This is a genomic window from Pseudomonas sp. P1.31, assembly GCF_001269815.1.
Taxonomy (GTDB): Bacteria; Pseudomonadota; Gammaproteobacteria; order Pseudomonadales; family Pseudomonadaceae; genus Aquipseudomonas; species Aquipseudomonas rustica.
This window is the reverse complement of record NZ_LHVN01000033.1, coordinates 223,317-244,691: the sequence shown is the minus strand read 5'-3', so window position 1 is coordinate 244,691 and position 21,375 is coordinate 223,317. Positions and strand designations below refer to the sequence as shown.

Genomic DNA, 21,375 nt, shown 5'->3' with positions numbered 1-21,375 from the left:
TTGCTTTCGCGAGCAAGCTCGCTCCCACAGGGAGATGGGGAATTCCTACACAAGCTCGCTGAGTTTGCTCAGGTTGTTGAGGTAATCACGGGGATTTTCCCCAAGCAAACGGCGAAACATCGCGCTGAACGCCCGCGCGCTGCCGTAACCCAGATCCCGCGCCACACGCTGCACGCTGTCCCCGGCGAGCAGACGTGGCAGGGCTTCCATCAGGCGCAGTTGCTGGCGCCAGGCGTTGAAACTCATCTGCAACTGTTGCTGAAACAGCCGTGCCAACGTCCGTGAGCTGGCGCCGACCTGCTGCGCCCAGTCTTCAAGGGTATTGGCATGATCGGGGGTGTGCAGCAGTGCCAGACAGATGTTTTGCAGACGCCGGTCGCTGGGCATCGGAATGTGCAGCGGCAGGTTTTCCAGACTGGCGAGTTCTTCCAGCATCAACTGCTGAATCAGCGGGTTGTCGGCGTGCGGCGGCCCTTGCACGGCACGCAGAATCAGCTCGCGCAGCAACGGTGTCACCGCCAATACGCAGCACTGTTGCAGGCTGGCGGGTGACAATTCTGGCGCTATGAACAGCGAGCGCATCTGCACATCACCGCTCATGAAAATCTCGTGCGCTACCTCGGGTGGAATCCACACCGCGCGACTCGGCGGAATCACCCACGCACCCGATTCCGTGACTACGCGCATGATGCCGCTGACCGCGTACAACAACTGCGCCTCGCGATGCAGGTGGAGCGGCTGGTGGGCGCCGTCCAGATAATCCCGGGGGTAGGCGCTCACCGGGCCGTGTTCGAAATGGCTGATCAACATGTCTGATTCGATGACTTGCTTGGCAGGAATGCGCTTTACGGCCAACCTAGCATAGACGGCACACAACAACGTAAAGCGTGCCGCCATGAATCAATCCCGCAATGTCATTCGCTACATCAACGCCGCCCATGTGATCGATCACATGTTCATGCTGATTTTTCCCGCCGCCGTGCTCGGTATGACCCAGGCTTTCGGCCTCGATTACGCCACGCTGATCGGCCTGTCGTTGGGAGGATTCATCGCCTTCGGCGCCTGTTCGCTGCCCGCCGGCTGGCTCGGCGATCACTGGAGTCGGCGGCAGATGATGCTAGTGTTTTTCTTCGGTATCGGCGCTTCGGCGATCTTCACCGGGCTGAGCAACAGCCCGAGCATGCTGGTGATTGGCCTGACCCTGATCGGTATTTTTGCGGCGATTTATCACCCGGTCGGCACAGCAATGCTGGTGGCCTACGCACAAAATCGTGGCCGCGAAATTGGCATCAACGGCATGTGGGGCAATCTGGGCGTGGCGTTTTCGGCGCTGATCACCGGCTTGCTGGTGGCGCAGTTCGGCTGGCGCTCGGCGTTTCTGATACCGGGCGCAGTGGCGATTGTGCTGGGTTTTGGCTTCGCCTTGCAGGTGCGTGAGGAACCGATTCCGAAGCGCCCGCACACGCCACTCAAAGGCGCCGCCGGTCAGCGCATCTCGATGGTGATGGTTTTCGGCGTGCTGGCGTTGGCTACGGCCACCGGCGGCGTGGTGTTCAACGCCACCACCATGACCTATCCGAAGCTGTTTCAGGAACGTTTGCATGAGCTGTTCGCCTCGCCGCAAACCCTCGGCGTGGTGGTCAGTCTGGCCTATGCCTTCGGTGCGATTGCGCAATTGAGCATTGGTCGTGTGTTGCATCGGCTCAGCCTGAAATGGCCGTTTGTTGTCCTGACGTTGTGCCAGGCACCGCTGTTGTTTGCGTTGGCCTATGCCGACGGCTGGGCGGTGATCGCCCTCGGTGCAGCGTTCATGTTTGTGGTGTTTGGTCAGGTAACAGTCAATGATGCGATGGTCGCCAACTTCGTCGCCCCGCAGTGGCAATCACGGGTGTTCGCCCTGCGTTACTGCTTATCGTTCGGCGCCAGTGCGACGGCGATTCCGCTGATTTCCTATGTTGAACCGCGCCATGGTTTTGTAGGCCTGTACTTGATTCTCGCGGGTTTCGGCGCGTTGACCTTCCTTGCAGCAGTCGTATTCCCACGGACACCTTCCGAGGAGGCTGTAGGGCAAACGGCCTGACCTGGGACGAAAGTCGGCAAATGCTGGCGCAAAGCTAGCATTTGTACGGCTCTGCAAATCATTCCTTTGGCTGATTTGGCTGGCGTATAAGGGTTCTAGAGTACAAATCTCTATGCCAACACCGTGCAGCCAGAAAAGGGATTCATATGTTGCAGACTCGCGTCATTCCCCCGGCCGATGGGGCCTACCAGTATCCATTGCTGATCAAACGGCTGCTGATGTCCGGCGCCCGTTACGAGAAAACCCGCGAGATCATCTACCGTGACCAGATTCGCTACAGCTACCCGACCCTGATCGGGCGTGTTGCGCGGCTGGCCAACGTGCTGACAGCGGCCGGTGTGAAGGCCGGTGACACCGTCGCGGTGATGGATTGGGACAGCCATCGTTACCTGGAATGCATGTTCGCGATTCCGATGATCGGCGCGGTGATCCACACGATCAACGTGCGCCTGTCGCCGGAACAGATTCTCTACACCATGAACCACGCCGAAGACCGCTTTGTGCTGGTCAACAGCGAGTTCGTCGGCCTTTATCAAGCAATCGCGCCGCACCTGACCACGGTCGAGAAGACCTTGCTGCTGACTGATCTGCCGGAAAAAACCGCCGATTTGCCGAATCTGGTCGGCGAGTACGAGCAACTGCTGGCGGCTGCGAGCCCGCAGTACGATTTCCAGGATTTCGACGAAAATTCCGTCGCGACCACGTTCTACACCACCGGCACCACCGGCAACCCGAAAGGCGTGTACTTCACCCATCGGCAATTGGTGCTGCACACCATGGGCGTGTCGACGATCATGGGTTCCATCGACAGCGTGCGCCTGCTCGGCACCAACGATGTGTACATGCCGATCACGCCGATGTTCCACGTCCACGCCTGGGGCTTGCCGTATGTGGCGACCATGCTCGGGCTGAAACAGGTTTATCCGGGGCGCTACGATCCGGAATATCTCGTGGAGTTGTGGCGCAAGGAGAAGGTCACGTTCTCCCACTGTGTGCCGACCATTCTGCAAATGCTGCTCAACGCCAAAGGCGCGCAGGGCACCGATTTTGGCGGCTGGAAGATTGTCATCGGCGGCAGTGCGCTCAATCGGTCGCTGTACGAAACCGCCAAGGCGCGCGGCATTCAACTGACGGCCGCGTACGGCATGTCGGAAACCGGTCCGCTGGTTTCCTGCGCACACCTCAATGATGAATTGATGGCCGGCAGCGAAGACGAGCGCACCACTTACCGGATCAAGGCCGGTGTGCCGGGGCCGCTGGTAGAAGCGGCGATTGTCGACGCCGAGGGCAATTTCCTTCCGGCGGACGGCGAGACGCAGGGCGAACTGGTGCTGCGCGCGCCATGGCTCACCGAAGGTTATTTCAACGAGCCACAAAAAGGCGCAGAGCTCTGGGCCGGCGGCTGGCTGCACACCGGCGACGTCGCCACGCTCGACAGCATGGGCGTGATCGACATCCGCGACCGCATCAAGGACGTGATCAAGACCGGTGGCGAATGGATTTCCTCGCTGGATCTCGAAGATTTGATCAGCCGTCACGTCGCGGTACGCGAAGTAGCAGTGGTCGGCATCGCTGATCCGCAGTGGGGCGAGCGCCCGTTTGCACTGCTGGTGATCCGCGAAGGGCACGTGATCGGGGCCCGTGAGCTCAAGGAACACCTCAAGCCGTTCGTGGAATTGGGCCACCTGAGCAAGTGGGCGATCCCGAGTCAGATCGCCCTTGTTACCGAAATTCCCAAGACCAGCGTTGGCAAGCTCGACAAGAAGCGCATCCGCCTCGACATCACCGAGTGGCAGGCCAATAACAGCACCTTCCTCTCGACACTTTGAGTGTCTTCTGGCGCGCCGAAAACGGCGCGCCAGCCCCACCAAGCAAGCGCTTGGCTTGTGAAATCAAAAAAATCAGCCATCCTTGCCGTGCCGACGCGTGTCGGACTGGCGAAAGGACTGTTCCAGAGTGGTTGCTCACTGCAAATCACACTTTAGAGGGATCAAGCAGTACCCCCTGCTGGATATAGTCCGTTCAAGGATTTTTAAGAACGGAGCACACGCACTGATTGGGGCGAGTAACTCTGGAATGATTTCGGGCAGCCTTGGCGCCCGGCCCTCCACAGCGTTTTTAAAAGTACTCACTGCCATAACAATAATGCACATGGAGTAGCGTCGATGACCTCAGTAAACCAGTTCTGGCGCCGGGCAAAACTGCCTCTGGCGGTCAGTCTTGCCTCTTCGCTCGCCGGGCCCGCATTCGGCGTCAGTTTCAACGTCGGTGAAATCGAGGGTCAGTTCGACTCGTCCCTGTCGCTCGGTGCCAGTTGGTCTACTCAGAGCCCGAACAAGAACCTCATCGGCGTCAACAACGGCGGCCACGGCCTGTCGCAGACTTCCGATGACGGTCACGCCAACTTCAAAAGCGGCGAAACCTTCTCGAAAATCTTCAAGGGCATCCATGACCTTGAACTGAAGTACGGCGACACCGGCGTGTTCGTCCGTGGCAAATACTGGTACGACTTCGAACTCAAAGACGAAAGCCGTGAGTTCAAGGACATCAGCGACAACAACCGCAAGGAAGGCGCGAAGTCCTCCGGCGGGCAGATCCTCGACGCCTTCGTCTACCACAACTACTCGATCGCCGATCAGCCGGGCTCCGTGCGTCTGGGCAAGCAGGTGGTGAGCTGGGGTGAAAGTACCTTCATCGGCGGCGGCATCAACTCGATCAACCCGATCGACGTGTCCGCGTTCCGCCGTCCGGGTGCCGAAATCAAGGAAGGCCTGATTCCGGTCAACATGTTCTACGTCTCGCAGAGCCTGACCGAGAACCTCTCGGCCGAAGCGTTCTATCAGCTGGAATGGGATCAGACCGTTGTCGACAACTGCGGCACGTTCTTCTCGCAACCCGACATCATTGCCGATGGCTGCGACAACAACCTGCGCGTACTGAACAAGCGTTCGCAGATTCCGGCGGTTGCCTTGGGGCCATTGGCCGGGGCTGGCGTTGACGTCAACGAGGAAGGCGTTCTGGTACGCCGTGGCGGCGACCGTGATGCGCGTGACAGCGGCCAGTGGGGCGCGTCCTTCAAGTACATGTATGACCCGATCGATACCGAGTTCGGCGCCTACTTCATGAACTACCACAGCCGTGCGCCGATCTTCAGCGCCACGGGTGCGCCGCAATCGGTGTACAACACCGCGGCATCGTTGCCAGGCCCGTTCGCGGCACTTGCGCCGCTGCTGGTCGCGGGCAACTCGGAGTATTTCGTTGAGTACCCGGAAGACATCCGTCTCTATGGCCTGAGCTTCTCCACCACTCTGCCTACCGGTACCGCGTGGAGCGGTGAGATCAGCTACCGTCCGAATGCACCGGTACAACTGAACTCCACCGACATCCTGTTCGCCGGTGTACGTCCGCTGGGCGGCGCACTGACCAACGCTTCTCTGCTCAACGGCGTTCCGGGTCAGGATCTGCATGGCTACCGTCGCAAGGAAGTCACCCAGTTCCAGACCACCCTGACGCACTTCTTCGATCAGGTCATGGGCGCCAGCCGTCTGACCGTCGTGGGTGAAGTCGGCGTGACTCACGTTGGCGGTCTGGAAAGCACTTCTGATGTTCGTTATGGCCGTGATCCGGTCTACGGCCCGGGTGAGCTGCCAGCGACTGGCGGCATCGACACCTGCGCCAACATCCTCAACGCCAGCACCATCAACGGTGCCGGCCCGGGTTCGCCGCAGAACAACCGCAGCCGCAACTGCACCAACGAAGGCTTCACCACTGCGACGTCGTGGGGCTATCGCGGCCGTGCCATCTGGGAATACAACGACGTGTTCGCCGGTGTGAACCTCAAGCCGAACGTGGCTTGGCAGCACGACGTCAGCGGCTACTCGCCAGGCCCTGGCGGTAACTTCGAGGAAGGTCGCAAAGCGGTCAGCCTCGGTGTCGACGCTGAATACCAGAACACCTACACCGCCAGCCTGGCTTACACCAACTTCTTTGACGGCAAGTACACCACTGTGGACGACCGCGACTTCGTTGCGCTCAGCTTCGGCGTGAACTTCTAAGCACTGCATTTTCAGGACGAACGAATTTATGAAAATAACAAAGAGTCTGTTCCACGCGGGTGTTCTGGGTCTGTCGTTGCTGGCGACCGGTGTGATGGCGGCCGTCCCGGCTGCCGAAGCCGACAAACTGGGCAAAAGCCTGACGCCGATGGGTGCGGAAATGGCCGGTAACGCTGACGGTTCGATCCCGGCGTGGAAGCCGTTGCCGAAAAATGCCGGCAGCGTCGATGCGCGCGGTTTCCTGTCCAACCCTTATGCCAGTGAGCAACCGCTGTTCACCATCACCGCCAAGGATGTCGACAAGTACAAGGACAAACTGGCGCCGGGGCAGTACGCGATGTTCAAGCGCTACCCGGACACCTTCAAGATGCCGGTGTACCCGTCCCACCGCGGCGCGACTGTGCCGGATGACGTGTTCGCCGCCATCAAGAAAAACGCCACCAACACCAATCTGGTGTCCGGCGGCAACGGTCTGGAAAACTTCGAAACCGCGGTACCGTTCCCGATCCCGAAAAGCGGTGTGGAAGTCATCTGGAACCACATCACCCGCTATCGCGGCGGCAGCGTGACCCGTCTGGTAACCCAGGCCACGCCGCAACCGAACGGCTCATACAGCCTGGTGTACTTCCAGGATCAGTTCGTGTTCCGCGACAAGATGAAGGACTACGACCCGAAAAACCCGGGCAACATCCTGTTCTACTTCAAGCAGAAAGTGACCGCGCCAGCGCGTCTGGCCGGTGGTGTGCTGTTGGTGCACGAAACCCTCGATCAGGTTAAAGAGCCACGTTCGGCGTGGGTCTACAACGCCGGTCAGCGTCGTGTGCGCCGTGCGCCACAAGTGTCCTATGACGGCCCGGGTACTGCGGCAGATGGCCTGCGTACCTCCGACAACCTCGACATGTTCAACGGTGCGCCGGATCGTTACGACTGGAAACTCGAAGGCAAGAAAGAGATGTACATCGCTTCCGACAGCTACAAGCTCGACGATCCGAAGCTGAAGTATTCCGACATCATCAAGGCTGGTCACATCAACCAGGATCTGGCGCGTTACGAGTTGCGTCGCGTCTGGCACGTGGTGGCGACCCTGAAGGAAGGTCAGCGCCACATCTACGCCAAACGTGACTTCTACATCGACGAAGACACCTGGCAAGCAGCAGTCATCGACCATTACGACGGTCGTGGCCAACTGTGGCGCGTAGCCGAGGCGCATGCCGAGGACTACTACGACAAGCAAGTGCCGTGGTACGCCCTGGAAACCCTCTACGACCTGCAGTCCGGCCGCTACCTGGCACTGGGCATGAAGAACGAAGAGAAGCAGGCGTATGACTTCGGCTTCACCGCTACTACCAGCGACTTCACTCCGGCCGCTCTGCGTCAGGATGGCGTTCGCTAAACCGCAGTAAACCCGAGGCCGCATCCTCGTAAAAACGCCCCGACTGGTTCGGGGCGTTTTTTTTTGCATTGCCTACGTGCCTTCGAACCGCCTTCGAACTGCCGTCAAACCGCTTTCGAACCGCCTTTGTAGGAGCTGCCGAAGGCTGCGATCTTTTGATCTTTTGTTTCGGCCGTGGGTTTTGGATGCATATCCGTTGCTGCGGTTGGGGCTTCTGGCGGTTTCGCTCTTACAGCGAGTCCCTTTTTCAAACGCCAAAAAGGAACCAAAAGGCTTCGCCCCCGGCGTACGGCACTTCGCTTAGGCTCAGTGTTCCCTCGCTACGGTGTTCATCCGGGGGCATCGCCTACGGTTTGCTTCGCTGCACCTCCTCTCGATGTGTGCGGCTACGCCGCACGGCGCTGCGCGCCTGCCCCGGATGAACACCTACGCTCGGCCTGCCGATGGGGGCGAAAATCTGAAGCCAAATCAAAAGCCACAGCAGATCAAAAGATCGCAGCCTTCGGCAGCTCCTACGGGCGGAAATGCAGGGGGATGGCGCATTCTGGAAAGACTTTTGTAGCCATTTGTAGCAGCAACCTTCATTACCGGTACGTTTAAGGCTAGTCTGCGGACATCTGCAACGCCGCCAATAGCCATTCAAACAAGAGCCGGCCATGACTGATCTGTCCCCACTTCCGGGTCCTGCAAGCGTTGCCGTCGCGGCACTGGACGGGCGTTTCTTCCGTCCACCGTTGCCCGACGGCTATGTTTTGCGACCACGCCTGTGCGAACGCCTGCAAGCCGGGCTCGGCGGGCGATTGTTGCTGGTCAGCGCACCGGCCGGGTTCGGCAAGAGTTCGCTGGCGGTGGAGTTCTGTCAGAGCCTGCCGGCGCACTGGCAAAGTCTGTGGCTGGGCCTGAGCCCGCGAGACAGCGACCCCGGGCGCTTTCTCGAACGTTTGCTCGAAGGCCTGCAGGACTACTTTCCCCAAGTGGGCAGCCGCGCATTAGGGCTGCTGAAAATGCGTCAGCGCCATCAGCCCTTTGCCTTTGAAGAATGGCTCGACGGCTTGCTTGATGAGTTGGCGCTGCACCTCGATACCGCGACGCCGCTGCTGCTGGTGCTCGACGATTACCATCTCGCCCAAGGCCCGGTGCTCGACCGTTGCCTGCAATTTTTCCTCAATCATTTGCCCGACGGCTTGCTGGTGATGGTCACCAGTCGCCAGCGTCCGGACTGGCATCTGGCGCGTTTGCGCCTGTCCCGTCAGTTGCTTGAACTGCATGAACAGGATCTGCGCCTGACCCACGACGAAGCCCTGACTTTGCTCGATCGCCACAGCAGCTCATTGCGCGGCGAAGCACTGGAGAGTCTGATTCAACGCAGCGAAGGCTGGGTTGCCGGGTTGCGTTTCTGGCTGCTCGCGGTGGCCGAAGCCGGCAACGATGCCGCGTTACCGCAAGCGCTGAACGGCGGGGAAGGGCTGATCCGCGATTATCTGCTCGAAGAAGTCATCGATTGCCTGCCGGCCGAAGTGCAGGCCTTTCTCTACGACACCGCGCCGCAAGAACGTTTTTGCAGCGAACTGTGCGACGCCGTGCGCGAAGCCCATGACAGCGCCGAGATTCTGCGTTTTCTGCAGGCGCATCAGGTGTTTCTGGTGCCGCTGGACGAGCACGGCCACTGGTATCGCTATCACCATTTGTTCTCCGATCTGTTGCGCAGCCGCCCGATTGCACACGCCATGGTGCCGACCGCGACGCTGCACTTGCGCGCCTGTCGCTGGTTCAATGCTCAGGGCTTGCTCGATGAAGCGGTGGAGCAGGCGTTGCGCGCCGGCCACCTCGATGTCGCGGCGAATCTGGTACAGAACCTTTCCGAAGAACAACTGCTGGCCGAGCAAAACGTCGGCATGCTGCTGCGCTGGAAAATGGACTTGCCTGACAGTCTGCTGATCAGTACGCCACGGCTGATCGTGCTGTACAGCTGGGCGTTGGGACTGGCCTGTCAGCTCGATGCTGCCGAAGAACTTTCCAGCCATTTGAGCCGCTTCCTGCCGGCACCCTCAGCCACTGCGCAAAAGTCGATGCTGGCGCAATGGCTGGCGCTGAGCGGGATCATCGCCCGTGGGCGCGGCCATCGTGAACTGACCCTGAAATATTGCAGCGAAGCGCTGGAGAGCCTGCCGGCCAAGCGCTATGGCCAGCGTCTGATGTGCTTGTCGACGCTGTCCAATCTGGCAATTGCCGACGGTGATCTGTGGCGCGCCCGTGGACTTAACCGTGAATCGCTGGAGCTGGCGCAGCGTGTCGGCAATCCGTTATTCGAAGCCTTGGCGCATTACGATCGCGCTCGCGTGTTGCAGGCGCGTGGCGAAATTCTGCGGGCACTGGATGAAGTGCATCAAGGGTTGGAGCGCTTGCGCGGTTTGTCACCGCAACGTCTGTACGCGGTGCGCGCACGGCTGACGTTATACGAAGGTTTTCTGTTAGCGATGCGCCTGCAGCCGCAAGTCGCCCGCACGCGGTTGTTGGCCGGTATCGGCGAGGCGCGCGCCTGTCGCGACATCAGCGTATTGATCGGCCATTGCGTGATAGCGCGGCTGGACGGTGCCACCGGCGAATTCGCCAAAGCCTTCGCTGAACTCTCCGAAGCCGAACGGCTGATGCACATCTGGGACGTGCCGCCGATCTACTATCTGGCGATGATCACCCTGGTCAAATGCGAGCTGTGGCTGGCGCAGGGCCGCACCGATCTCGCCGAGGCCTGGCTGGCGCGACTGGGCCAGACTTACACCGGTGAACGCGCCGCCGCGCCACCGGAGTTTCATCCACAACTGCCGTTACACGTTGAATTGCAGCAGGCATTGCTCGACATGATTCAGGGCCAGCCGATGCTCGCCGAAGGGCGCTTGAACGTGTTGCACGAGAACGGTCAGCAAACTGGTCGACAGTTGCTCAGTGTGATGGCGCTGACGCAGAAAGTGGCGTTGCTGCTGGCCGGTGGACGCGAGCCGGAAGCGCGCAAGGCGTTGAGTCAGGCGCTGGAAGCCGCGACCGGCGGCGTGCTGCAGCCTTTCGATGCATTGATCAAAGGACACACCGACTGGCTGCGCGCCCAATTGGCGCCGATCGCGTCGACCCTTGTCGGTCAGCAATTACTCGGACACATGCCGCATGTTGCTGTCCGTGCCGTGGCCGAATGCTCAGCGGCGGAACAACTCAGCAGCCGCGAACTGGCCGTGCTGCGCCTGATCGCCCAAGGCTGTTCAAATCAGGAAATCAGCGAGCAGTTATTTATCTCGCTGCACACCGTGAAAACCCACGCCAGCCACATCAACAGCAAACTGGGTGTTGAGCGGCGCACGCAAGCGGTGGCGCGGGCGAAGGAGTTGGGGTTAAGGGTCTAGCGACGGTAACATCCGGCATCGGCCGTTTTCGAGCCATTGCTCAGGATTTCCCATGACCGTTCCAGCCCCAGCGCTCATCCGCGAAACCTTCCCCGTCGGCCCTTTGCAGTGCAACTGCACGATCATCGGCGATCCGATCACCAAGAAAGCCATCGTCGTCGATCCGGGCGGCAATCCCGATCTGATCATGGCGCGCCTCGATGCGCATGGGTTGAAAGTGGTCAGCATCATCCACACCCACGCGCATCTCGATCACTTCCTCGCTTCGGGGCAGATGAAAGAGAAAACCGGCGCGACTCTGCATTTGCATAAAGAAGATCAGTTCCTTTGGGACAACCTCGAGATGCAATGCCAGATGTTCGGCGTGCCGTACACGCCGGTACCGTCGCCAGATCGCTGGTTAAGCGACGACGAAGAACTCGCCTGCGGCTGCGGCGTGGCGTTGCATACGCCGGGGCATACGCCCGGTTCCATGAGCTTTTGGTTTTCCGAGGCTAAGCTGTTGATTGCCGGCGACACTCTGTTTCGTCGTGGCGTAGGGCGCACGGATTTGTGGGGCGGCGATCAGGCGACCATCGTGCGGTCGATCAAGCAGCGGCTATACACGCTGGACGAGGACGCGACTGTCGTGACCGGGCATGGCCCGGACACGCGTCTGGGGGATGAGATGCGCGAAAACCCGTTTGTGCGGGCCTAAATATTTTGTCACGGGTCTGCTGCGGAATTTTTGTGCATTGTCATGATCCAACGCCCGCACGGGCGATTGCCAATGGCCGTTGCACCACAGAATGCAAAAGTAGGAGCTCTTCATGTTCACCACGCGTCGTTTGATTATTGTCGCTACTGCCGTGGCCTTGCTGTCCGGCTGCGCCTCGCCTAACCCGTATGACAATCAGGGCCAGGCCGACAGTGGCTCCCAAGGAATGAGCAAAACCGCCAAATACGGTGGCCTCGGTGCACTCGCCGGCGCACTGGCCGGTGCCGCCATCGGTCACGACAACCGTGGCAAGGGCGCGCTGATCGGCGCGGCCGTGGTCGGTGCTTCTGCTGCCGGTTACGGTTACTACGCTGACCAGCAAGAGAAGAAGCTGCGCGCGAGCATGGCCAACACTGGCGTTGAAGTGCAGCGTCAGGGCGATCAGATCAAACTGATCATGCCGGGCAACATCACGTTCGCCACCGATTCGGCGAACATCGCTTCCAGCTTCTATCAGCCACTGAACAACCTCGCGAACTCGCTGAAGGAATTCAGCCAGAACCAGATCGAGATCGTCGGCTACACCGACAGCACCGGCAGCCGCCAGCACAATATGGATCTGTCGCAGCGTCGTGCGCAGAGCGTGGCGACTTACCTGACCTCGCAAGGTGTCAGCGGTGCCAACCTGTCGGCGCGCGGTGCCGGCCCGGATAATCCGATTGCCAGCAACGGTGACGTCAATGGCCGTGCGCAGAACCGTCGGGTTGAAGTCAACCTGAAGGCGATTCCGGGTCAGCAGTATGGTGCGCCGCAGCAACAGCAGCCGGGCACGGTTCAGCAGTATCCGTAAGCGATTGCCTGAATGAAGAAATGCCCGATCCGGTGATCGGGCATTTTTTGCGCGCGGCCCTGTAGGAGCTGCGGCACGCTGCGATTTTTTGATCTTGAAACATGAACATCAAAAGATCGCAGCCTCGTTGCACTCGACAGCTCCTACAGGTTTTATGGTCGCTGCCACTTCCCCAGACACAAAAAAGCCCCCGAACACTTCACTGTCCGGGGGCTTTTGGTTTGCAGCGAAGACTGCTTACTTCTTCAAACCATAGTGCTCATCAAGCATGCCCGGCGCGTTCGGGGTTTTTGGTGCGTAGTCACGCGGCGGTTCTTGATTGTTGTGCGGTGGCGTCAGGCGTTCGCGTGGTGCCTGCGCCGCATCGGCGTGCAGGGCGGCCATCAGGCGCTGGCGTGTTTGCTCGTCCAGGGCCAGACGGTTGGCGCCCTCGGCGAGGTGATCCTGCACTTCCTGATAGCTCTGGGTCAGTTTCTTGACCAGCATCGCGGTGCTGTTGAAGTGGGTGACCACCTCGTTTTGATAACTGTCGAAGCGCTCCTGGATATCATCCAGTTGACGCTGCGTACGGCTCGGCGCGGCGTTCGGCGCAACGCGCGCGATCAGGAATCCAATGGCGACACCCACAACCAGGGCAAGAGTCGGTAACAACCAAACTAAGAGCGAGTGTTCCACGAGTCCTTCCTCTATAAACGGCTTTGCTTTACGTTAACGGCTCGAACCTGCGCTGTATACCGCGATTCACTCGCAATAGATTGGCACAGACAATTTGCTAGACGAGTCGACCCGATTCGAGGTCACGGAGTTCCTTCCTTGCTGATGCGTGAAACCCCTGTAGTGATTGCCGGCCCAGTCGGCCAAATCGAAGCCTTGTACCTCGATAACGAGCAGCCGCGCGGCATCGCGCTGATCTGCCACCCGAATCCGGTGCAGGGCGGCACCATGCTCAACAAAGTCGTCTCGACCTTGCAGCGCACCGCGCGCGACGCCGGCCTGATTACCTTGCGCTTCAACTATCGCGGCGTCGGCGCCAGCGAAGGTTCGCACGACATGGGCACCGGTGAAGTCGATGATGCTCAGGCGGCTGCGGCATGGCTGCGCGAAAAACATCCGAACTTGCCGCTGACCCTGTTCGGTTTCTCCTTCGGCGGATTTGTTGCAGCAAGTCTCGGCGGTCGTCTTGAAGACCAAGGCGTGCAGCTCAAGCACCTGTTCATGGTCGCCCCGGCGGTCATGCGTCTTGGCGAGCAGGATCAACTGCCGCAGCAGGGCGAACTCACCGTGATCCAGCCGGAAACCGACGAAGTCATCGATCCGCAATTGGTTTACGACTGGTCGGAACAACTCCAGCGCCCCCATGAGCTGCTGAAAGTGGCAGAATGCGGACACTTTTTTCATGGCAAGCTGACCGATCTCAAGGATCTGATCCTGCCGCGTCTCTCGAATTGATTGCAGTCTGACAAGCGATTACACATGACGAACCGTACCCGTATCCTCACCGGCATCACCACCACCGGCACGCCGCACCTGGGCAACTACGCCGGCGCCATCCGCCCGGCGATCCTTGCCAGCCGCGACAGCAATGCCGATTCGTTCTACTTCCTGGCCGACTACCACGCCCTGATCAAATGCGATGACCCGCTGCGCATCCAGCGCTCGCGTCTGGAAATCGCCGCGACCTGGCTGGCCGGTGGCCTCGATGTCGACCGCGTGACCTTCTACCGCCAGTCCGACATCCCGGAAATCCCTGAGCTGACCTGGCTGCTGACCTGCGTCGCCGCCAAGGGCCTGCTCAACCGTGCGCACGCCTACAAGGCGTCGGTGGACAAGAACGTTGAAACCGGTGAAGACCCGGACGCCGGGATCACCATGGGCCTCTACAGCTACCCGGTGCTGATGGCGGCGGACATCCTGATGTTCAACGCGCACAAGGTGCCGGTCGGTCGTGACCAGATCCAGCACGTTGAGATGGCCCGCGACATCGGCCAGCGTTTCAACCACTTGTTCGGTCAGGGCAAAGAATTCTTCACCATGCCCGAAGCGCTGATCGAAGAAAGCGTGGCGACGTTGCCGGGCCTCGACGGTCGCAAGATGTCGAAAAGCTACGACAACACCATCCCGTTGTTCTCCAGCGCCAAAGAGATGAAGGACGCGATTTCGCGGATCGTCACTGACTCGAAGGCGCCAGGCGAAGCGAAAGATCCGGACAACTCGCATTTGTTCACCCTGTTCCAGGCCTTCGCCACGCCAGCACAGGCTGACGAATTCCGCAGCGAACTGCTCGGTGGTCTGGGTTGGGGCGAGGCGAAGAGCCGTTTGTTCCAGTTGCTCGACAACGATCTCGGCGAAGCGCGCGACAAGTATCACCAGTTGATTGAACGTCCGGCGGATCTGGAAGATATCCTGCAGATCGGTGCGAAAAAGGCCCGTGCCGTGGCGACGCCGTTCCTCAACGAACTGCGCGAAGCCGTTGGCCTGCGTTCGTTCGTCAATCAAGTTCAGGTTGCCGCAACCACGAAGAAGAAAGCCGCGAAAGCCGCGCGTTTCGTCAGCTTCCGTGAAGACGACGGCAGCTTCCGTTTCCGTCTGCTGGCGGCCGATGGCGAGCAATTGCTGCTGTCGCGCAACTTCGCCGACGGCAAAGCCGCTGGTCAGGTGACCAAGCAACTGCAATCGGGTCAGGCGCTGGACGTACGCAGCGAAGACCTGAGCTTCAGCGTCTGGCTCGAAGGCGAGTGCGTGGGCGACAGCCCGGCGTTCGCCGATGCTGCGGCTCGCGATGCGGCCATCGAGGCGTTGCGCGTCGCGCTGACCCCGGTTCAAGACTAATCGGCGGCACGGCCCGACCAAGGGCCGATTGCCATTCCCCCGGGCCATCGCTACAGTGACGGCCCGTTTTTGTTGCCTTGCTAACGAATTATGACGCCCCTAGAACGATACCAAGCTGATCTGAAACGCCCGGACTTCTTCCATGATGCCGCGCAGGAAACTGCTGTGCGTCATTTGCAGCGTCTGTACGACGATCTGATCGCGGCTGATCAGAACAAGCCAGGCCTGCTGAGCAAACTGTTTGGCAAAAAGGATCAGACGCCGGTCAAGGGCCTGTATTTCTGGGGCGGCGTGGGTCGCGGCAAAACTTACCTGGTCGACACTTTCTTCGAAGCGCTGCCGTTCAAGGAAAAGACCCGCACCCACTTCCACCGCTTCATGAAGCGCGTGCACGAAGAGATGAAAACCCTCGGCGGCGAGAAAAACCCGCTGACCATCATTGCCAAGCGTTTCTCCGACGAGTCGCGAGTGATCTGCTTCGATGAATTCTTCGTTTCCGACATCACCGACGCGATGATCCTCGGCACATTGATGGAAGAGCTGTTCAAGAACGGCGTGACCCTGGTCGCGACGTCGAACATCGTCCCGGACGGTCTGTACAAGGACGGTCTGCAACGCGCGCGCTTCCTGCCAGCCATTGCGCTGATCAAGCAGAACACCGAGATCGTCAACGTCGACAGCGGCGTCGACTATCGCCTGCGTCACCTCGAACAAGCGGAGCTGTTCCACTTCCCGCTCGACGAAGCGTCCCACGAAAGCCTGCGCAAGAGCTTCCGCGCGCTGACGCCGGAGTGCACGGCAGCGGTCGAGAACGACGTGCTGATGATCGAGAACCGCGAGATCCGCGCACTGCGTACTTGCGACGACGTGGCCTGGTTCGATTTCCGCGAACTGTGCGACGGCCCGCGTAGCCAGAACGACTACATCGAACTGGGCAAGATCTTCCACGCCGTGCTGCTCAGCGGTGTCGAGCAGATGAGCGTCACCACCGACGACATCGCTCGCCGCTTCATCAACATGGTCGACGAGTTCTACGACCGTAACGTCAAGCTGATCATTTCCGCTGAAGTCGAGCTGAAGGATCTGTACACCGGCGGCCGTTTGAATTTCGAATTCCAGCGCACGCTGAGCCGTCTGCTGGAAATGCAATCGCACGAATTCCTGTCGCGGGCGCACAAGCCTTAAGCGGATTTCGGCAAATAAAAAGGGCCTGCAATTGCAGGCCCTTTTTTATGCGCTGAAGATCAAAAGATCGCATGCTTCGCCAGCTCCTACAGGTATACGCCATTCTGTAGGAGCTGCCGCAGGCTGCGATCTTGATCGTTCCCACGCAGAGCGTGGGAACGATCATCGGGGGGGGAGGGTTAGGCAGCTTGCTGAAACTGCTGCCGATACTGGTTCGGCGACAGCTCGGTGTGCTGACGGAACAACCGCGCAAAGAAGCTCGCGTCGTCGTAACCGACCTCATAACTGATGGTCTTGATGCTCTTGCGGCTGCCCGACAACAAGCCCTTCGCCGTCTCGATGCGCAGCCGCTGCAGGTAATGCAGCGGCTTGTCGCCAGTCGCAGTCTGGAAGCGGCGCATGAAATTGCGAATGCTCATGCCATGCTCGCGCGCCACATCTTCGAAGCGGAATTTGTCGGCGAAGTGCTCTTCAAGCCAATGCTGAATCTGCAGGATGATCACGTCCTGATGCAGCTTCTGCCCGCCAAAACCAATGCGCCCCGGCGAATAGTTACGCTGCACTTCGTAAAGAATATCGCGGGCCACAGCCTGCGCGACGTTGGCGCCGCAGAAACGCTCGATCAAGTAGATGTAAAGGTCGCAGGCCGACGTGGTGCCGCCAGCGCAATACAGGTTGTCGGCGTCGGTCAGGTGCTTGTCCTGATTCAGGTGCACCTTGGGGAAGCGTTCGGTGAAGGCGTTGAAGAAGCGCCAGTACGTGGTCGCCTCCTTGCCATTCAGCAGCCCGGCTTCGGCCAGCCAGAACACCCCGGTGGCTTCGCCGCAGAGCACAGCGCCGCGAGCGTGTTGCTCACGCAGCCACGGCATGATTTGCGGGTAACGGGTGCACAGGGTTTCGAAGTCGTCCCAGAACGCCGGGAGGATGATGATATCGGTGTTTTCCAGACCACCGTCGACGGGGATCACCACATCGCTGAAGCTTGTTACCGGTTTGCCGTCGGGGCTGACGATGCGCGTTTCAAACGCGGGTGTCAGGCCGTGGCCCAGTTGTTTGCCGTAGCGCAGGCTCGCCACATGGAAAAAATCCTTGGCTTGCATGAGGGTGAAGGCGAAAACCCGGTCGATAGCCAGGATGCTGACGCGCCGCAAGGGCGTGGAGACTTGCTTGGACATAATTCAACTTTTGTTTTGTTTTTATAAGGGAAAGTGGTCACCAGACGGCTGGATCGTCTTATTTTTTGTCGGATGTGTCCAGTGTCCTGTGTCGGAGGGGAGGCTTAGTCTCTGAGGGTCATCTCCCTCCAACAAGAAAGAAAGGTGCCGCATGATCCCCAGAACCTTGTTCAGCTCCGAGCACGAATTATTCCGCGACAGCGTACGAACCTTCCTCGAAAAAGAGGCCGTGCCGTTCCATGCGCAGTGGGAGAAACAAGGCCACATTGACCGCAAGCTGTGGAACAAGGCCGGGGAGGCGGGGATGCTCTGCTCGCACCTGCCGGAAGAATACGGCGGGCTGGGGGCGGATTTTCTCTACAGCGCTGTAGTGATCGAGGAGGTCGGCCGGCTGGGCCTGACCGGCATCGGCTTCTCGCTGCATTCGGACATTGTCGCGCCCTACATCCTGCATTACGGCAGTGAAGCGCTGAAACACAAATACCTGCCGAAACTGGTCTCCGGCGAGATGGTCACTGCCATCGCCATGACCGAACCTGGCGCGGGTTCCGACCTGCAAGGCGTGAAAACCACCGCTGTGCTCGACGGCGATGAATACGTGATCAATGGCTCGAAAACCTTCATCACCAACGGCTTCCTCGCGGATCTGGTGATCGTCGTTGCCAAGACCGATCCCAAGGCCGGCGCCAAGGGCACCAGCCTGTTTCTGGTCGAAGTGAATACGCCGGGCTTCGAGAAGGGCAAACGCCTCGAGAAGGTCGGGATGAAGGCGCAGGACACGTCGGAATTGTTCTTCCAGGACGTACGCGTGCCGAAAGAAAATCTGCTGGGGCAGGCCGGGGCAGGGTTTGCTTATCTGATGCAGGAGTTGCCGCAAGAGCGTCTGACCGTAGCGATTGGCGGTCTGGCCTCGGCCGAAGCAGCGTTGCAATGGACGCTGGATTACACCCGTGATCGCAAGGCGTTCGGCAAGGCGATTGCCGATTTCCAGAACACTCGCTTCAAACTGGCAGAGATGGCCACTGAAATTCAGATCGGCCGAGTGTTTGTCGACAAATGTCTGGAACTGCATCTGCAAGGCAAACTCGATGTACCGACGGCGGCGATGGCCAAATACTGGGGCACCGACCTGCAATGCAAGGTGCTCGACGAATGCGTGCAACTGCATGGCGGCTACGGCTTTATGTGGGAATACCCGGTGGCCCGGGCGTGGGCGGATGCGCGCGTGCAGCGGATCTATGCCGGCACCAATGAAATCATGAAAGAGATTATTGCGCGGTCGCTCTGATGATCGTTCCCACGCTCTGCGTGGGAATGCCGCCGGGGACGCTCCGCGTTCCGCTGTGGATGCGACGCGGAGCGTCGCGGGATGCATTCCCACGCGGAGCGTGGGAACGATCAGACTGGCCTCTTCGCGAGCAGGCTCGCTCCCACAGGTGATCACCGTACCTGTGGGAGCGAGCCTGCTCGCGAAACTTTTAGCGGCTGATCAGGGTGCGGGATTCGGATGATCCTTGTGAATCGCCTCAATCCCTTCCAGCACTTCATCGGAAAGCTTCAGATCAAAACTGGCGATGTTGCTGTCCAGTTGTTCAAGCGTCGTCGCACCAATGATGTTGCTGGTGACGAACGGTTGCTGGGTAACGAACGCCAGCGCCATCTGCGCCGGATCCAGACCGTGCTCACGGGCGAGGGCGACGTAACGGCTGCACGCTGCTTCCGATTGCGCATTGAAATAGCGGCTGAAGCGGCTATAGAGGCTCAGACGGCCTTTCGGCGGACGTGCGCCACCTTCGTACTTGCCCGACAGGAAACCAAACGCCAGCGGCGAATAGGCGAGCAGGCCGCACTGTTCGCGGATGGCGATTTCTGCCAGACCCACTTCGAAGCTGCGGTTGAGCAGGTTGTACGGGTTCTGGATCGACACCGCACGCGGCCAGCCACGGGCTTCGGCCAGTGCGAGAAAGCGCATGGTGCCCCACGGCGTTTCGTTGGACAGACCGATGTGGCGAATCTTGCCGGCCTTCACTTGCTCGTCGAGCGCTTCGAGAGTGTCTTCCAGTGGCGTCAGATTGGCTTCGATCTTGTGCTTGTAGCCCAGTTGTCCGAAAAAGTTGGTGCTGCGCTCCGGCCAGTGCAATTGGTACAGATCGATGTAATCGGTCTGCAGGCGCTCGAGGCTGGCATCCACCGCGGCGGTGATGTGTTGGCGGTTGTGGCGCAGGTTTTTATCGCGAATGTAGTCGATGGTGTTGCCCGGGCCGGCGATCTTGCTGGCGAGGATCCAGTCGGCACGATCGCCGCGACTTTTGAAATAATTGCCGATGTAACGCTCGGTGGTGGCGTAGGTTTCGGCTTTCGGTGGCACCGGGTACATCTCGGCGGTGTCAATGAAATTGATCCCGGCTTCCTTGGCGCGTTCGATCTGGGCGAAGGCTTCAGCTTCAGTGTTTTGCTCGCCCCAGGTCATGGTGCCGAGGCAGATTGCGCTCACGTTCAGGTCGGTACGGCCTAGCTGGCGATAGTCCATCGGGTACTCCTTGGGCAAAACAATCATAAAAGCAGGTTGAATTATTTTTCGCAATCTGCATAATTGCCGACCTCTTTCTGCAGTGGAAGTGATGCGCCGCCGCCGAAGAATCTTGCCGTTGAACGGACGCGCCGACCCGAGCCCCCGAAAGCGTCTGTATCCGGCTGCCTTTGACTTGTCAAAGTACGCACTATTCAGTAAGATCCGCCGTCTAATTTACAGGGCGGCCCCTGAGGCTATAAAGAATGAAAACTTTTACTGCTAAACCAGAAACAGTAAAGCGCGACTGGTTTGTCGTCGACGCTGCTGGTCAGACCCTGGGTCGTCTGGCCACCGAAATCGCGAGCCGTCTGCGTGGCAAGCACAAGCCTGAGTACACTCCTCACGTTGACACCGGCGACTACATCGTCGTAATCAACGCTGAGCAGATTCGTGTTACCGGTGCTAAAACCACTGACAAAATCTACTACTCCCACTCCGGTTTCCCGGGCGGCATCAAGTCGATCAACTTTGAAAAGCTGATCGCTAAAGCCCCTGAGCGCGTGATCGAGACCGCGGTTAAAGGCATGCTGCCTAAAAACCCACTGGGTCGCGACATGTACCGTAAGCTGAAAGTCTATGCGGGCGCTGCACACCCACATACTGCTCAGCAGCCCCAAGAACTGAAGTTTTAACGGAATAGTACATTATGTCGGCGACTCAAAATTACGGCACTGGCCGTCGCAAGACCGCAACCGCACGCGTTTTCCTGCGTCCGGGTACTGGTAACATCTCCATCAACAACCGTTCGCTGGAAAACTTCTTCGGCCGCGAAACTGCCCGCATGGTAGTTCGTCAGCCGCTGGAGCTGACTGAGACTGTCGAGAAGTTCGACATCTACGTCACCGTGATCGGCGGTGGTGTAAGTGGTCAAGCTGGCGCAATCCGCCACGGTATCACTCGCGCTCTGATGGACTACGACGAAACCCTGCGTGGCGCTCTGCGCAAAGCTGGCTTCGTTACTCGCGACGCCCGTGAAGTTGAACGTAAGAAAGTTGGTCTGCGTAAAGCGCGTAAGCGTCCGCAGTACTCGAAGCGTTAATTCCGCTTCCACGTTCAAAAAGAACGCCCGCCTCCTCACGGAAGCGGGCGTTTTTTTATGCCTGTGATTTATCAAAGAATTGCGCTGCGACAACTTGCCACTTCCGTA

Annotated in this window: 17 protein-coding genes; 13 read left to right on the top strand and 4 right to left on the bottom strand. The window is 59.4% G+C overall.

Annotated elements, in window-relative coordinates:
- Nucleotides 1–45 precede the first annotated feature (45 nt).
- A complete protein-coding gene (locus AD669_RS22260; protein ID WP_053123688.1) occupies nucleotides 46–810 on the bottom strand; it encodes a helix-turn-helix transcriptional regulator in 765 nt (254 codons plus the stop codon).
- A gap of 85 nt (nucleotides 811–895) precedes the next feature.
- On the opposite strand from AD669_RS22260, the gene AD669_RS22255 reads away from it, so the two are divergent.
- The 7 genes from AD669_RS22255 to AD669_RS22225 all read left to right on the top strand — a co-directional run bounded on the left by AD669_RS22255 (nucleotide 896) and on the right by AD669_RS22225 (nucleotide 12,467).
- Nucleotides 896–2,080 (top strand): MFS transporter, encoded by a 1,185-nt coding sequence (locus tag AD669_RS22255; RefSeq protein ID WP_053123686.1) that lies wholly within the window; start codon nucleotides 896–898, stop codon nucleotides 2,078–2,080.
- 146 nt (nucleotides 2,081–2,226) lie between these two features.
- Nucleotides 2,227–3,909, top strand: a complete 1,683-nt coding sequence (locus tag AD669_RS22250) for a fatty acid--CoA ligase (protein WP_053123684.1) — start codon at nucleotides 2,227–2,229, stop codon at nucleotides 3,907–3,909.
- Nucleotides 3,910–4,245: 336 nt separating this feature from the next.
- A complete protein-coding gene (locus AD669_RS22245) occupies nucleotides 4,246–6,135 on the top strand; it encodes a DUF1302 domain-containing protein (RefSeq protein WP_053123682.1) in 1,890 nt (629 codons plus the stop codon).
- A 28-nt stretch (nucleotides 6,136–6,163) separates the two neighbouring features.
- Complete coding sequence (locus AD669_RS22240) at nucleotides 6,164–7,528, top strand: DUF1329 domain-containing protein (protein ID WP_053123680.1); 1,365 nt, start codon at nucleotides 6,164–6,166, stop codon at nucleotides 7,526–7,528.
- A 656-nt stretch (nucleotides 7,529–8,184) separates the two neighbouring features.
- Nucleotides 8,185–10,920, top strand: a complete 2,736-nt coding sequence (locus tag AD669_RS22235; RefSeq protein ID WP_053123678.1) for a LuxR C-terminal-related transcriptional regulator — start codon at nucleotides 8,185–8,187, stop codon at nucleotides 10,918–10,920.
- 52 nt (nucleotides 10,921–10,972) lie between these two features.
- The gene (locus AD669_RS22230) at nucleotides 10,973–11,617 is read left to right on the top strand and encodes an MBL fold metallo-hydrolase (protein WP_053123676.1); all 645 of its coding nucleotides are present in this window, start codon (nucleotides 10,973–10,975) and stop codon (nucleotides 11,615–11,617) included.
- Between the two features lie 112 nt (nucleotides 11,618–11,729).
- Complete coding sequence (locus AD669_RS22225) at nucleotides 11,730–12,467, top strand: OmpA family protein (protein ID WP_053123674.1); 738 nt, start codon at nucleotides 11,730–11,732, stop codon at nucleotides 12,465–12,467.
- Nucleotides 12,468–12,704: 237 nt separating this feature from the next.
- On the opposite strand, the gene AD669_RS22220 is transcribed toward AD669_RS22225, so the two are convergent.
- Complete coding sequence (locus tag AD669_RS22220; protein WP_053123671.1) at nucleotides 12,705–13,142, bottom strand: YhcB family protein; 438 nt, start codon at nucleotides 13,140–13,142, stop codon at nucleotides 12,705–12,707.
- A 144-nt stretch (nucleotides 13,143–13,286) separates the two neighbouring features.
- Between AD669_RS22220 and AD669_RS22215 the strand changes: the two genes are divergently transcribed.
- The 3 genes from AD669_RS22215 to zapE all read left to right on the top strand — a co-directional run bounded on the left by AD669_RS22215 (nucleotide 13,287) and on the right by zapE (nucleotide 16,481).
- The gene (locus AD669_RS22215) at nucleotides 13,287–13,916 is read left to right on the top strand and encodes an alpha/beta hydrolase (RefSeq protein WP_053123793.1); all 630 of its coding nucleotides are present in this window, start codon (nucleotides 13,287–13,289) and stop codon (nucleotides 13,914–13,916) included.
- 24 nt (nucleotides 13,917–13,940) lie between these two features.
- On the top strand, nucleotides 13,941–15,296 hold the full coding sequence (locus tag AD669_RS22210) for a tryptophan--tRNA ligase (protein WP_053123670.1): 1,356 nt from the start codon (nucleotides 13,941–13,943) through the stop codon (nucleotides 15,294–15,296).
- Between the two features lie 90 nt (nucleotides 15,297–15,386).
- Nucleotides 15,387–16,481, top strand: coding sequence for a cell division protein ZapE (gene zapE / locus AD669_RS22205; protein WP_053123668.1), 1,095 nt, complete (start codon nucleotides 15,387–15,389; stop codon nucleotides 16,479–16,481).
- 179 nt (nucleotides 16,482–16,660) lie between these two features.
- On the opposite strand, the gene AD669_RS22200 is transcribed toward zapE, so the two are convergent.
- A complete protein-coding gene (locus tag AD669_RS22200; protein WP_172680158.1) occupies nucleotides 16,661–17,557 on the bottom strand; it encodes a GlxA family transcriptional regulator in 897 nt (298 codons plus the stop codon).
- A gap of 250 nt (nucleotides 17,558–17,807) precedes the next feature.
- On the opposite strand from AD669_RS22200, the gene AD669_RS22195 reads away from it, so the two are divergent.
- Entirely contained in the window at nucleotides 17,808–18,944 is a 1,137-nt protein-coding gene (locus AD669_RS22195; RefSeq protein ID WP_053123664.1) for an acyl-CoA dehydrogenase family protein, read from the top strand.
- Between the two features lie 201 nt (nucleotides 18,945–19,145).
- Here AD669_RS22195 and AD669_RS22190 read toward each other — a convergent pair whose 3' ends face one another.
- Nucleotides 19,146–20,186 carry an NADP(H)-dependent aldo-keto reductase gene (locus tag AD669_RS22190; RefSeq protein WP_008080271.1) on the bottom strand — a complete coding sequence of 347 codons (1,041 nt, stop codon included), beginning with the start codon at nucleotides 20,184–20,186 and terminating at the stop codon, nucleotides 19,146–19,148.
- Nucleotides 20,187–20,431: 245 nt separating this feature from the next.
- Here AD669_RS22190 and rplM point away from each other — a divergent pair, with 245 nt between their 5' ends.
- On the top strand, nucleotides 20,432–20,860 hold the full coding sequence (gene rplM / locus AD669_RS22185; protein WP_019693576.1) for a 50S ribosomal protein L13: 429 nt from the start codon (nucleotides 20,432–20,434) through the stop codon (nucleotides 20,858–20,860).
- A 14-nt stretch (nucleotides 20,861–20,874) separates the two neighbouring features.
- Nucleotides 20,875–21,267: a 30S ribosomal protein S9 gene (gene rpsI, locus AD669_RS22180; RefSeq protein WP_008080273.1), complete on the top strand. Its 393-nt coding sequence runs from the start codon at nucleotides 20,875–20,877 to the stop codon at nucleotides 21,265–21,267.
- Nucleotides 21,268–21,375 lie beyond the last annotated feature (108 nt).

What these genes read in the sequence shown, in the direction of transcription:
- AD669_RS22260 (WP_053123688.1), bottom strand. Translation starts at nt 810, where the DNA reads ATGTTGATCAGCCATTTCGAACACGGCCCGGTGAGCGCCTACCCCCGG.
- AD669_RS22255 (WP_053123686.1), top strand. Translation starts at nt 896, where the DNA reads ATGAATCAATCCCGCAATGTCATTCGCTACATCAACGCCGCCCATGTG.
- AD669_RS22250 (WP_053123684.1), top strand. Translation starts at nt 2,227, where the DNA reads ATGTTGCAGACTCGCGTCATTCCCCCGGCCGATGGGGCCTACCAGTAT.
- AD669_RS22245 (WP_053123682.1), top strand. Translation starts at nt 4,246, where the DNA reads ATGACCTCAGTAAACCAGTTCTGGCGCCGGGCAAAACTGCCTCTGGCG.
- AD669_RS22240 (WP_053123680.1), top strand. Translation starts at nt 6,164, where the DNA reads ATGAAAATAACAAAGAGTCTGTTCCACGCGGGTGTTCTGGGTCTGTCG.
- AD669_RS22235 (WP_053123678.1), top strand. Translation starts at nt 8,185, where the DNA reads ATGACTGATCTGTCCCCACTTCCGGGTCCTGCAAGCGTTGCCGTCGCG.
- AD669_RS22230 (WP_053123676.1), top strand. Translation starts at nt 10,973, where the DNA reads ATGACCGTTCCAGCCCCAGCGCTCATCCGCGAAACCTTCCCCGTCGGC.
- AD669_RS22225 (WP_053123674.1), top strand. Translation starts at nt 11,730, where the DNA reads ATGTTCACCACGCGTCGTTTGATTATTGTCGCTACTGCCGTGGCCTTG.
- AD669_RS22215 (WP_053123793.1), top strand. Translation starts at nt 13,287, where the DNA reads ATGCGTGAAACCCCTGTAGTGATTGCCGGCCCAGTCGGCCAAATCGAA.
- AD669_RS22210 (WP_053123670.1), top strand. Translation starts at nt 13,941, where the DNA reads ATGACGAACCGTACCCGTATCCTCACCGGCATCACCACCACCGGCACG.
- zapE (WP_053123668.1), top strand. Translation starts at nt 15,387, where the DNA reads ATGACGCCCCTAGAACGATACCAAGCTGATCTGAAACGCCCGGACTTC.
- AD669_RS22195 (WP_053123664.1), top strand. Translation starts at nt 17,808, where the DNA reads ATGATCCCCAGAACCTTGTTCAGCTCCGAGCACGAATTATTCCGCGAC.
- AD669_RS22190 (WP_008080271.1), bottom strand. Translation starts at nt 20,186, where the DNA reads ATGGACTATCGCCAGCTAGGCCGTACCGACCTGAACGTGAGCGCAATC.
- rplM (WP_019693576.1), top strand. Translation starts at nt 20,432, where the DNA reads ATGAAAACTTTTACTGCTAAACCAGAAACAGTAAAGCGCGACTGGTTT.
- rpsI (WP_008080273.1), top strand. Translation starts at nt 20,875, where the DNA reads ATGTCGGCGACTCAAAATTACGGCACTGGCCGTCGCAAGACCGCAACC.